This is a genomic window from Acinetobacter sp. neg1, assembly GCF_000788125.1.
Lineage (GTDB): Bacteria > Pseudomonadota > Gammaproteobacteria > Pseudomonadales > Moraxellaceae > Acinetobacter > Acinetobacter vivianii.
Map to the genome: position 1 here is coordinate 876,425 of NZ_JSZD01000006.1, position 15,387 is coordinate 891,811.

At 40.5% G+C, this 15,387-nt stretch carries 15 protein-coding genes; 1 reads left to right on the forward strand and 14 read right to left on the reverse strand.

Annotation, left to right across the window (positions count from 1 at the left end; genetic code table 11):
• Nucleotides 1-59: 59 nt before the first annotated feature.
• From PJ15_RS05050 to PJ15_RS18300, 9 genes are all read right to left on the reverse strand, one after another.
• Complete coding sequence (locus PJ15_RS05050) at nucleotides 60-3,494, reverse strand: host specificity factor TipJ family phage tail protein (protein ID WP_047428654.1); 3,435 nt, start codon at nucleotides 3,492-3,494, stop codon at nucleotides 60-62.
• Nucleotides 3,487-3,849 (reverse strand): hypothetical protein, encoded by a 363-nt coding sequence (locus tag PJ15_RS05055; protein WP_047428656.1) that lies wholly within the window; start codon nucleotides 3,847-3,849, stop codon nucleotides 3,487-3,489. Before PJ15_RS05055 ends, PJ15_RS05050 begins: the two co-directional genes overlap by 8 nt.
• A complete protein-coding gene (locus tag PJ15_RS05060; protein WP_047428657.1) occupies nucleotides 3,846-4,352 on the reverse strand; it encodes a DUF1833 family protein in 507 nt (168 codons plus the stop codon). Before PJ15_RS05060 ends, PJ15_RS05055 begins: the two co-directional genes overlap by 4 nt.
• Nucleotides 4,352-4,750 (reverse strand): hypothetical protein, encoded by a 399-nt coding sequence (locus PJ15_RS05065; RefSeq protein WP_047428660.1) that lies wholly within the window; start codon nucleotides 4,748-4,750, stop codon nucleotides 4,352-4,354. The genes PJ15_RS05060 and PJ15_RS05065 overlap by 1 nt, the downstream gene beginning before the upstream one ends.
• 71 nt (nucleotides 4,751-4,821) lie before the next feature.
• Nucleotides 4,822-5,283 carry a hypothetical protein gene (locus PJ15_RS05070; RefSeq protein WP_047428662.1) on the reverse strand — a complete coding sequence of 154 codons (462 nt, stop codon included), beginning with the start codon at nucleotides 5,281-5,283 and terminating at the stop codon, nucleotides 4,822-4,824.
• Between the two features lie 8 nt (nucleotides 5,284-5,291).
• The gene (locus PJ15_RS05075; protein WP_052138547.1) at nucleotides 5,292-5,627 is read right to left on the reverse strand and encodes an STAS-like domain-containing protein; all 336 of its coding nucleotides are present in this window, start codon (nucleotides 5,625-5,627) and stop codon (nucleotides 5,292-5,294) included.
• Nucleotides 5,620-6,768, reverse strand: a complete 1,149-nt coding sequence (locus tag PJ15_RS05080; protein ID WP_047428665.1) for a hypothetical protein — start codon at nucleotides 6,766-6,768, stop codon at nucleotides 5,620-5,622. Before PJ15_RS05080 ends, PJ15_RS05075 begins: the two co-directional genes overlap by 8 nt.
• A 139-nt stretch (nucleotides 6,769-6,907) precedes the next feature.
• Nucleotides 6,908-11,431, reverse strand: coding sequence for a tape measure protein (locus PJ15_RS05085; RefSeq protein ID WP_047428667.1), 4,524 nt, complete (start codon nucleotides 11,429-11,431; stop codon nucleotides 6,908-6,910).
• A 283-nt stretch (nucleotides 11,432-11,714) separates the two neighbouring features.
• On the reverse strand, nucleotides 11,715-12,029 hold the full coding sequence (locus PJ15_RS18300; RefSeq protein WP_081402748.1) for a hypothetical protein: 315 nt from the start codon (nucleotides 12,027-12,029) through the stop codon (nucleotides 11,715-11,717).
• A 78-nt stretch (nucleotides 12,030-12,107) separates the two neighbouring features.
• Between PJ15_RS18300 and PJ15_RS05095 the strand changes: the two genes are divergently transcribed.
• Nucleotides 12,108-13,016, forward strand: a complete 909-nt coding sequence (locus tag PJ15_RS05095) for a hypothetical protein (protein ID WP_047428670.1) — start codon at nucleotides 12,108-12,110, stop codon at nucleotides 13,014-13,016.
• Nucleotides 13,017-13,094: 78 nt separating this feature from the next.
• On the opposite strand, the gene PJ15_RS05100 is transcribed toward PJ15_RS05095, so the two are convergent.
• The 5 genes from PJ15_RS05100 to PJ15_RS18590 all read right to left on the reverse strand — a co-directional run bounded on the left by PJ15_RS05100 (nucleotide 13,095) and on the right by PJ15_RS18590 (nucleotide 15,377).
• Nucleotides 13,095-13,445 carry a hypothetical protein gene (locus PJ15_RS05100; protein ID WP_047428672.1) on the reverse strand — a complete coding sequence of 117 codons (351 nt, stop codon included), beginning with the start codon at nucleotides 13,443-13,445 and terminating at the stop codon, nucleotides 13,095-13,097.
• A 238-nt stretch (nucleotides 13,446-13,683) separates the two neighbouring features.
• Nucleotides 13,684-14,109 (reverse strand): TonB family protein, encoded by a 426-nt coding sequence (locus tag PJ15_RS18190; RefSeq protein WP_052138550.1) that lies wholly within the window; start codon nucleotides 14,107-14,109, stop codon nucleotides 13,684-13,686.
• An 84-nt stretch (nucleotides 14,110-14,193) separates the two neighbouring features.
• Nucleotides 14,194-14,535, reverse strand: coding sequence for a hypothetical protein (locus PJ15_RS05110; protein WP_052138552.1), 342 nt, complete (start codon nucleotides 14,533-14,535; stop codon nucleotides 14,194-14,196).
• 112 nt (nucleotides 14,536-14,647) lie between these two features.
• Nucleotides 14,648-14,845 carry a hypothetical protein gene (locus PJ15_RS05115; protein ID WP_047428675.1) on the reverse strand — a complete coding sequence of 66 codons (198 nt, stop codon included), beginning with the start codon at nucleotides 14,843-14,845 and terminating at the stop codon, nucleotides 14,648-14,650.
• Between the two features lie 364 nt (nucleotides 14,846-15,209).
• On the reverse strand, nucleotides 15,210-15,377 hold the full coding sequence (locus PJ15_RS18590; RefSeq protein ID WP_171248561.1) for a hypothetical protein: 168 nt from the start codon (nucleotides 15,375-15,377) through the stop codon (nucleotides 15,210-15,212).
• Between the last annotated feature and the right edge of the window lie 10 nt (nucleotides 15,378-15,387).

A 15,387-nucleotide genomic window follows, 5' to 3' on the forward strand; every position in this document is an offset into this window, starting at 1 on the left:
AACATAATTAATAATGTAAAAAAGCACCCGATTGGGTGCTTAAATAAGAATTAAAGCTGTTAGAGCGTTTGCAAGATTTGCCCTCCGTTAATAACTTCTAATGTCTGTAATGGGATTCCAATAATTGCTGGTCCACCTGGCCCTGCCAGCCCTTCAAGAGTTCCATGATAGCTCCAGTTCCATGTGCCGGTATTCACTGAGTTGGTACCGCGTTGGCCCCATCCACCACCGCCACCAGAAACAGGTGATGAATAATCGCTATCCAGTTTTTGATAACCTTTTCCTGGTGTATCAAAAGTGGCATCACTCACCTTGTCGACAATATAATTGTTGTCAAAGAATGCCCTGAATCTTGGTACCTCTTGTGCAATTGGTACGTTGGTTAGAACCCGTCCATACGGAGCACCGCCACCGCCTGGTACACCCATAAGCCCGTAAGCATATCTGTTGCTCAAACCACTTGGCGTGGCCCCTCCACCAGAACCACCACGGGCCACGATGCCGCCATCAATGATCAGGTTTACTTTGCTGTGCTGGTTCACCAAGCCAGGTGCACCTGCATACCCATCGCGCCGTGTTTTTGTATAGGCATCATCAGCAGTGTTTGATGTACCGCTACGATATGCGGCATGAGCTACACCACCATCACCCCCTCGACCAATGACCGTGCCCTTAATGATCAGGTTTACCACCAGATCTGGCGGGAACTGACCAGTATCGATTGCAGGTACTTCCTTCATCGCAGGAACCGTATAGACAGATTTAGGCATATCAGGTCGGTGTTGATAAATGAGTTTCAGCTCATCCCGATAAGCACTCGAACTTAAAATAAGAATGCCAGGCTCAACAATAAAAGTGATTTCCCCAGTCTTTGGCAAATCCCCCCGTTGCATCTGATATAGACGAGCCAGATTGATATCAAGCTGGTCATAACGGATGTAAAGAGGCGTGTCATCCACTGGTGCGTCAGTAAAGTCCTTGTCGTTCATGTAATAGCGTTCATCGTAGTTGATGGCGGTGATTTTATTGCTCGTCTTGCCTACAGGTTCTTTCTTGGCCACCAGATAAGGTAACGAGCCTTTAGTATCATCATTCACCACGATATAAGTCGTGTTGATGTAATCCTCAGGATTGAGCTTGAGTGGACTATTCGGTAATCGTCCCAACACGACTTTGTTTGAAGCCGCACCTGCAGTCACAGGAATCAGATCCACGCTACCATCACTCATCTGCAAATAAATCACATAGCTTTTGCCTGCAATGAACTCCACATCATGACTGAGAGTGAGGATTAAACCCTCTTGTTGAAGTACATCCCCGCTCCGGTGAACACCATTACGATAATCTGCTACTGCAATACGATCTCTCAAAACAAGTAGTTCAGATTCAGATGCAGCATCAAAAGTAATCGATCGACGCTGGAAGCGCATCTTGTTCCACAACCGATACGCATTAAAGTGAGCTTGCCACTTGTTACGTACACCGACCGATTTCACCACTTTAGGATTCTTGGCACCCTTGTCTGGCAGATAGATATTGATACGGCTATCGTCAACAGGATCCGTGTATTCATAGATCAGGCCGTCATAGTCATCCATCACACCAAAGCTCAGATCCCTTTGATAGGTTTCTGGATAAATATTCCTGAAGTTAAACAACAGTACCGAGTTATCCGTAGGCCGTTCAAAATACAGCTTGAGCTTGTTATTCTGGCGATATGCCGTACACCCCACTGCATCACAAACGTTGGTCACCAGCTCTTCAAAAGACAGGTTGGTATCATCAATGGTTGCACAGAACTCGGCAGCCAGCGGTGTACCGAAGTAATCCACTATCTCAAAGTAAGTCCGATAGATATTTTCGAGATCCAGCTCATCAATAGTACGACGACCGATCTTTTCATCCAGTGCCATTGCAACCAGCGCATCAGCAAAGCTCGATGTCGGGTACAACTCAGTGGTCATCGCGCCATTTTTATAAGTCGGCAACATCCGCTGCAGATCAAAATTGATCTTGCGTGTCTTGACTGATAGAGCGCCTGTGGTCGCATAGGTTCTGGCACGGAAAACAGTTTCGCTGTGATATTTGGTGCTCTGTAGTGGGAAAGCCCCGTAAAGTGCCTGCCACTTCACTTCATCAACGACACTTGGTGCATTGATTGCGCCGGTTACACGACGTGCACGGACACTGCAACGGCCCTGAAATGTGGTCATGTCCAGCGTAACGCCCACGGTCTGACGCGACTTGGTTGAGCCTTTCATGGTAATGCGCTGAACCATTGGATTACCTATCGGCTGATCCTCGCTATTGACCGGCGTCACCTCCACCTCAAGGGTGATATTCAAGGCCCCCTGAATATTGCCGTTATAAACGGCATACAGGCCATTGGTTGCCACGAAATTACACAGGACACGGTTGCGCTCAACATTGTCTAGGGTAAATGGCCCGATCCACTTCTCACCGATTGAACTAATACGGGGCGATAATGCACTGGTCTTTTGATTCGCAAGCTCTTTTAATTTAAGCCAGTTGGGATTGACCGCTGCTGGATTAGATAACGCCATGCGGTCGTCAGCCACAGATAGAACGCTGTATGTACCGTTTAAATCGTAAGTCTGGCCATTGAACGTAAATGAAGCATTACTGATCCGCACCTGGTCATTGCTGACAAACTTGGATGTCAAATCCGTTTGATCCGCGGAAGCTCTTAACAGTTCATTCGGATACCCAAAATGCAGGTAATTAGAACCTTCCGCTGTTTGTGTATCAGCAGATCGCATGATCTGGCCGTTGACTGAATTTTGCTGCTGTGCAGACAAAGGTAGCGTCGTGATTTCGCTGCCGAGAGCAAAGTATGGGGTACCAGTAACAATGTCGACATCAGGACGATAAACCTGAATAGATGCCCCTGCGATATCGACAATATTGGTCTCGCCATCGAAAGCATTATTGATATGGTAATGACCACGACCAATACACCCGACGATATGCTCAACCTCGACATTGTTCTCGTATATCTTGTATGGCACAGCCACCAGGTCAGGTGTATCGTTTGCAGCACCCAACAGATCCACAATACGGCCATTTACCCGCATCTTGTTCTCACGGCTTGAAAGCTCGTTATTGGCGGATGAGGATTGGTTGTTATTCTGGTTGGTCTGTGCGATCGAAGGCGTTGGCATCAGTAATGCAACAGCAAGGCCAACAACTAACGATACCACTGCAGCAATCAATGCAGGAATCCCCTTCGGATTCTCAATCACAATGAATGTGCCAGGTAGAAAATCCAGCTGCTTCAGATCATGGGCATTTTTCGGTGTAACCTCGTTGGCCACCGAAATTTCAGCATGCTCCATATCACTCGGATTGTGGAAGATACGCAGGTGCTCGGGCATATACTCATACTTTGATGTGAGCCATTGCCCTAAGGTAGGAGCACGTTCTACCACCTTCTTTTCAGATAAAGGATCCTGTTTATAAATAATCTTAATCATAGTAACTGACCCGATTAAACCCCATTACCATTACGACTTGTTCAGATAAATAAGACACTCCGCTTTCCATCAGGTGCAAAACCTTCCCCCCACGAAAAAGCCCCACATGCGGGGGCTTGTTTCTCAGTCTTGGGTGGAAAGCAACTATGCAGCCCTCCTTGGGCATGGGCAGCGGATTTAAGAGCTTTATTCTGGATGGCTTGAACTCAATACTGCCTTTAGGCTGCATAAACAGTTCCAGTGCTTCACCCCGATCAATCCCGTACAGGTCTAGTGCGGCTTCATGGGCAAAGTGAACACAGTTATAACGTTCCTGATCGTATTGCCGATCAAGTAAATGGTCATGACCTTTCATAATGCCCCCTTGAGACCAGTGAAGCGATCCAGCGAAAAAATGTCGCCCGTCTTGGCGGTATTCAAACGCGGTGACTCAGCTTTGAAAGTGACTGCCTTGTGATCCATGGCCACGCCAGACAGTTGCAGGCCAAGCAAGAAATACATCGGTGCATTGAGATTGTCTGAGCTATAGAGCCGGTAATTTACCGTTGGCTTAATATCGGGATATTGCCCTTCCATCACCCGCTCAAACTCATCTGGCAGCACATCACCAAGCCCTGAAATTGAAATCGTTAAGGACTGGTCCAGATCGCCCAACATGCCTGATCGCTGGATCTCGGCAGGCAGATATTCATAGAACAGCTGGCTGTCATTCTCCTTGTGCCGAACATAAACACCCTGATCATCATTACGGACTACCCGGTAGGTATTGATGAATGATGGATGTGTCAGCTCGATACATTCCAGCTGATAAATATCGACCGTACGATTAAGAAAGAACTTTGCATATTCCTGATCCATCACACCACCCAATCATTGATAAGCGCTTGATCAGCTGCCAAGTCTTTTTGATTCTGTACAACCTCCAGTTGGGCATTAACACGGTACAAATTGCCGTTAACCTCATTGGTTTTGAAAGTACCTGGCATGAAGTTGCACAGGTATTGCTGACGTGTGCCCTGATCGATCACCAGATCCACATAGAAGGATACTGGCTGATTTTGGTAAACCCGCCAGAAAGCCATCATCTTATTGAAGTCGGCTTTGCTTAAGCTCCAGTTCACGTCAACGATGTGGCTATTACGTTTTACATCGATGTAATAACGGCCACGCCCTCCATCAAACTGCTGGCGCTTCACATCATCACCTGGTGTCACGCCATAGCCGCTCGTTTGAGGATTAAGTTTTAACTTGTACATAAACTTTCCTTTAGGCAATAAAAAACCCGCTTTCGCGGGTTCTTTGACTTAATATTAAATTAAGAGGTGATTTAAATTTTATATGTTTTTTCTAATTCGATATAAAGCTCATTATAAAAACTATCAATATCTGAATAAAACTGATTAGAACTAGCGACAGCATTTCTCGAAGGGGTTTCAAACTCCCCACCTGTAACTATTTTCTTGTATTCAATAAAAGTAGATGACAATGAGTTTTTATCTGAAGGATTTAACTCCTTCAAGAGTAGATTAATTATTGAACTTAATTTTTTAAAATTACTTATAATTAAAGATCTAGTACTTTGAGCTGCAGGAGTACTACCCGATTGTAAATAAAAACTTTTTGCATCGTCTAGAATTTTATCAATCAATTCCGTTGCCGCTTCTACCCTCTTATTGTGTATAGCATTTTTCTTTGAATTGTTATCTCTAGTACCCACAATCCACCATCCGATAATGGTTAAAGCGGATGGTAATAGTGGTAAAATTATATCCTTAACGAAATTTTTCATCTAAGCATCTAAACACTTAAGCGATGAACTTCATCTTCAAGATATCCTTTAATTTCTTGCTCTAAAAGAGGATCTTGGGTAATGATCTTAACTTTTTTGAAAAAATCTACAAGAGACATCTTAGTTTCACGAATAAAACCACCAAATGCCTCTTCCAAAAATGAAGAACCATAACCTCGTACTCCATCGAAGTTAATTTCGACTAGGTCGTGGGTATTAACAGCAGGCAAAAGTAAGTTTTTTAGAAATACTTCACCTGAAGTTTTTCCGTCTTTGATATAACGACCAGAAGGATTCTTAGAAAAATCCTTAGCTACATTAATTCTCATAACACTTTTACTCATCTGACTTTACCAAAGCTTCATCAATTTTCTGCTTATCCAGCGGTATTTGCCATACAATAAGGGTACCATCAATAGATTCACTATAAGGAACGGCCACACCATTGATGATATCAGTAGTAGGCAGATCCGTCACGAACCCTCTATTAATTATATACGATCCTTTGTTACTGTGAATTGCAATTGATGCCTTATGTCCACACATTGTATTAATCTTGTTTATAATTTGGTTTAAACCTTTTCCTCTATTAGGGAGATTGGTTCTAGTGTTACCAATTTCAATAGCTGCTTTGATAGCTGCACTATCTTTATCATACTTGCTTCTATTTTCACTTATAAAATCTTTCAAACGTGAAAACCAGTCCTCTTTAACATTTTCAGTATTTCTTAATAAAGATCGAGGAATGCCTATACCCAAGTCACACACACATACTGTAAGGTTTCCCTCTCTCTCCTGAGAAAACAACCACCACTTTTTGATACTTTTGGTTTCATTAGGATATCTTTTTTCTTGATATGCATGATGATGACAATTTGTTAACGCCTCGGTTAAAGATGTAAAAATATTTTTACTTGTATCTTCAGAAAGTATTTCATCAAAGTCATCCAACATTGAGTCAGCAGAATCAATTTCAGAATTATGTCCACTAGCATAGTTCCAATACCTTACTGATTCATCAAACTCGTCATCATCAAATTTCAACTTTTGCTTTAAAAGCTTAAGAATACCTGTTTGCTCAAGAACTTGATTAACAATTTTTTCATCTGATGGAATGATCTTGAAAGTAATTTCCGAGTTTATTAATGTAAGTGTCTCTAATTCAGCAAGTAAATAAAGCGTACCATCAGAATACATTTTTTTTGTATCCTTAAAGTCTAACCTTAGACACACAGCGTTACGATGATAATAATCACGGAATCTTTTCGTTACTTTTCTTAATCTCTTTCTTGCTTTCGGATTAAGAATATTGATGTGAGAGGGTAATTTTAAGTCAATAGTAACCCTTTCAATAGTTTTTACTTCAGCTTTATTTTTCAATCTTCTTTTGCGAGTTGCTATTGCATTCTTTTTCCGTATTGGCATTTCACGAAAATATTTAACCCTTGCAAAATACTTTCTTCTCTTATTGGATAAATATTTCATAAATTTACTTTGAATAAAAAGAGTGTTTCATTTAAGCCCTAAAAATAAGTGTATGATTAATTTAAAAACTTTTCAACTTTTTCTTTAACTCTGGAGTTTAAAGATTAAAAGAGCCACCTCGAAAAGTGGCAACACATGGTTAACGATTACGCCGTGCTGTTGTGTTGGTTGAAATAGCCCGACTGATTGGCGAGCTAGGTTCCTTAATTTGATCACTGACGATCTTTGGCACCTCGCGTGGAAGCTCCTTTTTCAACTCATCTTTAACAATAAGCCGGACTGTACTCTCATCCAGTTGCTCTGCTTCGACAGTTGCTCCTTTCACCTGGTTCACTACTTCAATTTTAAAGTTGATTGTCGGTACTGACGGTTGAACTGAAGCCATGGCCTCAGCCTGTGGCCGTGCAGATCTGCCCAGAGTGAAATCATAAACATCCTCAAGATTAGACCGATCCTGAACTAAACCATTCGGTGAGAAATACACTTTTCCGTCATGGTACAGATCCGAACCAGTAGAGATCTTTGGAGTCTCTGCAGTCTGGTTCGCCTTATAGATAATCTGGCCATCTCCCGATTGATTGAAGATGTTTGATTTCTTCTGGCTTTCCATAAAGGCATTTGAGCTCATCAGTGCACGGCGCATAATATTGTCAGCCGAGTTATTTTTGAGGAATGCTTCAGGGTTCGCGCTCTTACGCATACTCTCGACTAAATTGACACCACCCCAGCGTTTAATATCATCCTGTGACCATACGATCTCGCCCTTATGCACAGCTCCAGCAACCTGATATTTACCGCCTTTACCCGTATAACCACCCTCAGCAAAGCCTTGGTCCTTAATTGCACGGATATTGCTAATAATGCTGGCACCTTGAGCAATCGCACCTGCAATTAATGGCAAGTTTTGAGGGAAACCAATTTTCGCCGCCTGAGCAATATTCTGTTGAATTGCAATACCGGCTGCTGCAATGGCATAGGCTTTATCTGCAGCAAACATGATCTTGTAGGCCTTGGATTGCTCACCGAACATAGAACCAAACATCGATGTTACTGAACCAATCATTTGCCCACCGAGAGCAATTTGAGCATTCAGTCTATCTTGTTGGTACTTGTTTTCAATCTCTTGGGCATTTTGAGCATATTCATCATAGATGATATTTCGTTGCTCAAGAGCCGCCTGCATGATTGCGGTTTTTTGATCTTCAAAGTCCTGCTGTGATAAAAGACCAGCTTGTAGTTTTGAGTTGATATCCTCAATACCACTCTGCTCGTTGTAATCAACCGCTGCTGACTTACTATCAAACAGATCCTGAGCTGCACCAAGGCGGCTAAAACGATCCTGATCCTGTCTATAGAAATCACTGGTACCATTCATGTCGGCCTGAATACCGCCCCAGTTGTCGACAGCTCCAGTAATCTTGTCACGCATCTCCTTTTCCTGATTGGCTTTGGAGAACGTAATCAGTTTTTGACGCTCTTCTATGCTGAGCTTGGTATTTTTTAGAATTTCCTCCCGTTCTAATCGATACCGTTCCTGCATAGCTTCAGTTTCAGACATCAAGACTAATTTAGCCTGGAACAGATGCTGTTCTTGTGCCAGTTGCATCAACCCTAGCTCTTGCTGATATTGTTGCTCCAGCAATTCAACAGCCTGTTTCTGTTCAGCCTTGCTGAGCTCAGTATCATGGGCAGCATTGAACTTTTTACGGGCAAAGCTTTCTTCAAGCAACTCAGCTTCAGTTTTTTGGAACTCCTTGTAATCATCCAGTTTGGTTCGTAAAGCCTGTTGAGCGATTGCAATATCAATATCAGCACGAGCTTTAAGTTCGGCAACAATCTCCGCTTTACGCTCAGGACTAAAGTTGGCTTTATCAACCTCCTCTAATTTTTGAGCCAGATCATTTCGAATCTTGGTTTGCTGATCAGCAACTTCATTCTCAAGTTGAACCCTTAAACGTGCCTGCTCTTCGGCCATTTTTGTGCCATCTTGAAGCATCTTAGAAAAATCTTTTGATGAAATATCACCAGCTGAATATCCATTGATGCCTGCCATATAGCCCTGAAAGTCTTTCCAGTATTGATTGTTATATTTACCAATACCTTTACCTTTCTGAACGTTGCCTTCACCGGCATGGTAAGCACGTACAGCCTTTTCCAAATCGCCTTTAAACAGTTTGAGAAGGTAAGACATATACTTACCCGCACCTTCAGCAGATTGGGCCAGATCAGTTCGATCCTTAACGCCGTATTGCTTGGCTGTACCAGATAAGAACTGAAAGCCACCTGTTGCACCAGTGTCTTTGTTATATGCTTTGGCATTCCCTCTGGATTCGATCATGTGAATCGCAGATAGTGTTCCCGCTGGCAGACTGTATTTAGATTCGATATTAGAAAAACCAAACTTTGCTGCATTGGCCTGAACCTTGGCATTTACAGAGAGAATCTTCTGTTGCTTAGATAACTCGTCAGTCGTTTCCTTGAGTGCTTTATTTTTAGCCTCTATAACCTCGTTATTTTTCTCCTCAATAGCTTGAACTCTCAACGCTGCCTGATACATCTCAGTGGTAATCTGCACACCATTTTTTCGCGCCCAGTTTGCCAAATCTAACAATGCCTTTACTTGAGCTGGAGTGTAGTTCTTGGCAAGCAGTCTCTGTGATAATTGGGCATCAAAATCACGATCAAATAATGAATCGGCATATTTCTTTTGAGCATCTTTTGCAGCCAAAGCAGCCTTTTCATTTTCAGTTAATGACTTGGTATTTTTATCAAGACCAACGATCGCATTTTCAGCTTTATTACCTGCCAGAGCTACCTCAATCCCAAACAAACTATAGGTTTTTTTGGTCTTGTTGGCAGTTTCAGCTGCCACATCATAGGCGCTTACTTGTTTAAGCAATGCATCCCTGAGATCAGAAGGGATTTTCTGATCCTTCAGTTGCTCTATCGCTTCAGTATATGAAATGGTACCAAGGCGGGCCTTATTTGAAATATCGGTAACTTTTACATTACCCTGTGCATAGTTTTGAATCGCAATTAATGCAGATGCGACCGCCAGCTCTTGTTGCTTCAGCTTCTTGTTTTGATCATCCAGTGTTGCAGCGAGATCAGCAAGCTTCTCTTTACGTTGCTCCTCACTCAGCGCCTTGATTTCATCTTTAGTTAACTTTGCCGCCTCAGCTTGTTCTTTTAACTTTGCCGTTGCCTCCTCTGCCTTACCATTGAAATAAGAGTAAGCTGCAGTCAAACCAGCGACACCTAAGGTAATTGCACCTATTGGTCCACCAATTAAGGCAAATGCCCCACTAGCCAATCTTCCAACATTGATGGATGCAGCCGCAAGACGTCCTTGCGCTGCTGTTTGCGCATTCGTAGCCGCAGTGACGGCAGCTTGAGCCTGAGCATAACGTGCTGCCGCTGCCGTAGCGCCGTATTTAGCCTGTGCTTCAGCATTGGTCGCTTGGACATTCGCTAGATGTGCTTTAGCCGCATTAAGTGTTGCTGTTGCTTCTGCAACCTCAGCCTGAGCATTTGCAACAGATGCCTGACGACTGCGGATCGTTGAGATAATCCCCGTATCGGTGGCAACAGTTTTGGCAATAATGGTCTTGGTTAAATAAGCAAGACCGCCCGCCATTGCAGCATTCATCACAATATCAATATTATCGGCTAATAGTCCCAAGCCTGCTGCTGCAGTATTGGTTGCACCCGTACTCTGATTGATTTCACCAAGCAATTTGGTCACGGCATTTGACAATGTAGTCAGGCCATCTGCCAGACTATTCTCCATTGCATCCGCTAATTCCTGATTTGAGTCTCTGGTGGCTTTTAATGTCTTGATCAGATCTTCTAAAGAGATTTTACCGGTTGCACCCAGCTCACGAATTTGTACCTCAGTCTTACCTGTGGTTTTGGCCATATCTGCAATAATGTTATCGGCAGCGGTAACAATCGAGATCCAGGCATCAGCATCAATTTTGCCTTTGGCCATAGATTTAGAAAATGCATCAATTGCTGATTGCGCCTGGTCAGCACGTGCTGCATTTGCCGTAAATGAAAAGGAAAGTGAGTCAGACACATCCAAGGTATCATTGGTGGCGTAACCTAAGGCTTTCATCCCACCCGCCAAGCCTAAATAAACCTCTTGGGCTTCACCTAATGCACGGTAAGTGCTTTTTGTAGACTCATATAGACGCTCCTGAACAAGATCAAACTCAGCAGCACTATCTGTTGCATTACGAATACGTGCGGCCATCTGAGTCGCACCATCAGCTCTGGCAATTGCTTCATTTACAGTAACAAGACCCACCATAAAACCGGCCAAGGCTTTAATCGATGCCCCATAAGAATGAATCGACTTTTCCTGTTTATCCAGCTCTTGTGATGTGTTTTTTATTTCCTGTGAAAACTTTTGATTCTGCTGAGTTGCCTGTTTGGTGACTTCAACCGTTTTCCGTACGGATGAGTTGGCATTGCTTACCGTAGTATTAAAGTTTTGGACAATGTTATTGGTCACAGAAAACTGTTTGCCCATGTCCTTTGTAGATTGTGATGCTGAATCGCCATGCTCAGTAATTCTAGACATTTCATCAGCCAAGGCTTTGGCATTGCGTTCAGCATTTTGGGAGTCAATTACGATGACTAAGCGGGATTCTTGCGTCATGTTCACTTTCCTTTAGACAATAAAAAGCCTCGCTATTGCGAGGCTTGTTTTTCATTCGAGTGGTTATGGTTCTTTTATCTTATCCAGCATGATCTAGTAGAAGAAAGAAGCTTACTATTCGCCAAATCAATGAATGGGATGAAAAAACCACAGATACACCTACCTACAATTAATCAAAACGGTTTGGACTTCCTGGCTGATGATGGCGGCCTATCAGCTATACTGGGTGTTGTTACAGTTAAGTTTGAAGCTGATCAACTCAAACTGTTACTTGAATCAAAAATCATGGCAACTGACCTGCCGCCTGCTGATAAGCACAAATTGATTGATGGGCTTCGATCGCTTTCTGCCGAGAGTATAAAACACCTGACAACGAAAATTGTGGATTTGGGTTGGGACAATCTAGGGACACTAGTTCGGATAATTCAAAGCAGCCTTTCTTAGCAATTTGCTTGAACTTTAAAAATCCTATTGGTTGAGTATAATCACCCACAGGTACATAGAACTCATTACAATCCAAATCTATATTTTCAATATGCATTTGTGTCGAATTTTCATGTAGACGATTTTCGACAAATACTATATTTTCTAGCTTCATTGTTTCTCCAAACTGAAAAACCCATACACAGATGGGACTTTGGTAAATTACAAATAGAACTTAATAGCATTTAATACTATGAAATTCACATTTAACTTTGATCTTGCAATAATTATTTCAATTTTCACTGGTTATTTATATTGGTGTGGCTACTGGTACCATTATGGCTATACAGAGTTTTTCAATTATCCAATTAGCCCATACGATCTTTCCATAATTCCTACATTAATAACAGGTCTGCTTATAGCTATAGAAGAAACTCTGTATTTAACGCTTACTTTCATCTTGATAGCATTCCTTAGCGGATTCTCTTCCAAGCAATGGGACTTTGGTGTAACAAAGTTAAGTGCATGGACAGCAAATGGAATTATTCTTATATACTTTATTTTTTCCAAGCGTGTAATACCTTACTTTCAAGAGCAATTATTCCAATTTATATCAACTTACTATGCTCAATTTCTAAGTTTCGAGCCTACTAATAGCGAATCAAAAAGTGAAAAGAAAAAAACAACTTCACGGAAATCTGGATTTAAAAGTTGGCTTTTAAAGTTAAATCAAGAATCTTATAATTTTACAAAATCGATTATGTTCGAGCAAAATATGACCAGCGAAGCTATTTCATATAATATTTACGGTCATGAAAAGCGAACATCAGAAACACAGAATCTTTTAAAATTAGTTCTATATTTCTTTATGTTGATTTTCATTCTTAATTTGCTTCTTTGGGTTTTTTATAGTGGTGATAAATCGATTAAACGAGGGTATCAAGACGCTCAACTTAATTTTGTAGATACCTTTGTACCTAAGAATGTAAATGCTCTTCCTCCTTTCCCACTAGTTGAATCTAAATCTGAAAAGGGACTTAAAGATTACCACCTAACAAGATTTTGTGCCCAAGGATCATGCTTAATAGCAAATAAGAGTAAAAATGTTCAAACCTATAAAATTGATGATTTAATTATTAAGAACAGGCCTAATAATGATTAGAAAAAGCCCCTCGGGGCTTTTCTAAATTCATTTCTGCTAAAATTTACACTTATGTAAAATAAACTTTAGTTCAAACCTCTACCTATCACAAACCCAACCACAACCGCAATTAATACAGCCGTTAGTAGCACAGCAATATCGACCATTACAATCAGAACATGTTCGCATAATATGTGGTTGATCTTTTTCATTCGAAGTTAATGAATCAGAACACTCCTCCACTGTTAACTCTTTCTGCTCAAATCTCACAACTGCTAGAGCGCTTCCAAAAGCCTGATTATTTGGAGAGACTGTTTTAAAAGAAAACTTATCTGTGATGATATCAATTTTAGTATCTCCAAAACTTACTGAACATTCACTAACCCCATCATTTGGGACTACTTGCAAGATGGTTCCATCAGAAAGCTCAAATTCATAACCTTTTGACATTTTTTAATCCTTATATTTTGTTTATTGTTCTTTTAATAAACAATTATACAGGTAACAAGTCAACCAAAAAACGATGAAAAACAAATGCTTAAAATTACTAAATATTGTTCTAATATAATCTTAAAGCTCATATTCAAATTATAAAAAACCCTCATATTTGAGGGTAATTTAGTAAATGGTGGAATTGAAGTCATTAAAAACAATTGGAAGATTAGGCTAAAAAAACAATTAATTTATGCTAATTAGAAGAGTTCACAAGTGTAAATTCAAAAGGAAGATCAGCTTTAAATCGCAGATATTTTCCGTTCACTTTATGGGGCTTCAGCCTAGCTACTTTAACGGAAGCTAAAACTTTTTGATCTAGATCTACGAGACCTGAACTTCTTTTTATACTTGCCTTAGTAATATATCCCCCATTATCAGCTTCCACATCAACAATTATAAGTCTATCTTTACCTGCAAGTTCTTCAGCAGAAATAGATAATGATGGAACTTTTAACCAATAAATTACTGCAGTTGCAGGTATCACGTGTGTAGAAGTTGGCACATCAACATATGATTTACTTTTCAAATGTAAATCTGAGTTACTACTCATAATTTTTTCATGTTTATTGGCACAACCAGATAAACAAAGAATAAAACTAGCAAAAAGAATTTTTTCCATAAATACAATCCTATATTTAGGGCTAATTTATCAAATGGTTGAATCGAAGTCATTAAAAACCCAGACACGGCGAGTTTGTTTTAACTATCTAAGAACACAGTTTTGCTTCCATAGCTTTTGAAAATGAGCTTCAAACTCTGGATCTGACGATCCAGCTCCATAATCATAATTAATGATATGCTTTTCGGTATCTAAAACGAATCTGATAAATTTAGATTGTTTACCATTACCATCTATAGAACTCACCTCACCGCACACACCATTCAAATTTCTAAATATTGCTGATTCAGGTTTATTAAGATTTCCCTTTACAATCTCAACGGTACGTTTTTCGATATCATTAATATCTTTATCTAACTTTTCTTGTGGTTTTTTTGAGCAGCTTAATAGAAATACGATCAAAACCAAAGTAATTAATTTCCCCATAAGTTTATCCTCATTTTTTTTAAAGGTAATCTATCAAATACTTTCCATATAGTCATTAAAAAACCCGCTCACGGCAGGTTCATTTATCTCAAATAATATTGAACGGAATACTTTAATTCTCTGATAATTGCTTTATAAAACGAGCAGCCTCTTCTTCATTCATCGTGATTATCTGGTAAGAACCATGGCCACTTGCAGAAGGCACAGTATCAATCGTAACTCTTACCATTCCGTCAGGTGATGTAAACGTAGAGACAGCAACGATATGTGCTGGATTAATAGAGTTTTCAGAATCTATTTTGATTAGCATGATTATCAATCCTTTTTATTTATAATTTTTATATCAAATCAACTGTAACTCTTGTTAATTCCGTTGTAATTCAATTGTTTCAATGATGATTGGAATGTAGCTAAAATTTTCTTATATTGAAATAAAAGTACTAAAAAACCTCCCGAAGGAGGTAATTTCAAACTGGCTAGAAGCTTTAAGGATTTATAAAATAGAAATACAAAATAAGAACTACCAGCAAAATACAGGCTAGAGTTAGATAGAACCCAACCGTATTAAAGCTTTTTAAGAATTTAACAATATCCATATTTTTCAACCCCTTGAAAACTTACGTGAATTATCACATATTTTAGCGAAAATAGTGATTCAAATCACGATAAAAGCATCACTTAGCCCGACCACTGTCACTTTTCGCCTTCACCTTTTTATAGGCTTCTTCCAGAAACAGATCATCCAAAGCAAAAATACAGTCATTAAAGATATGAGGACCAACGGGCACATCATTATGCTCAGCATAAACATTGATAGCCTGCTGGTCTATTGAGAGCGGCATACCCTGCTCA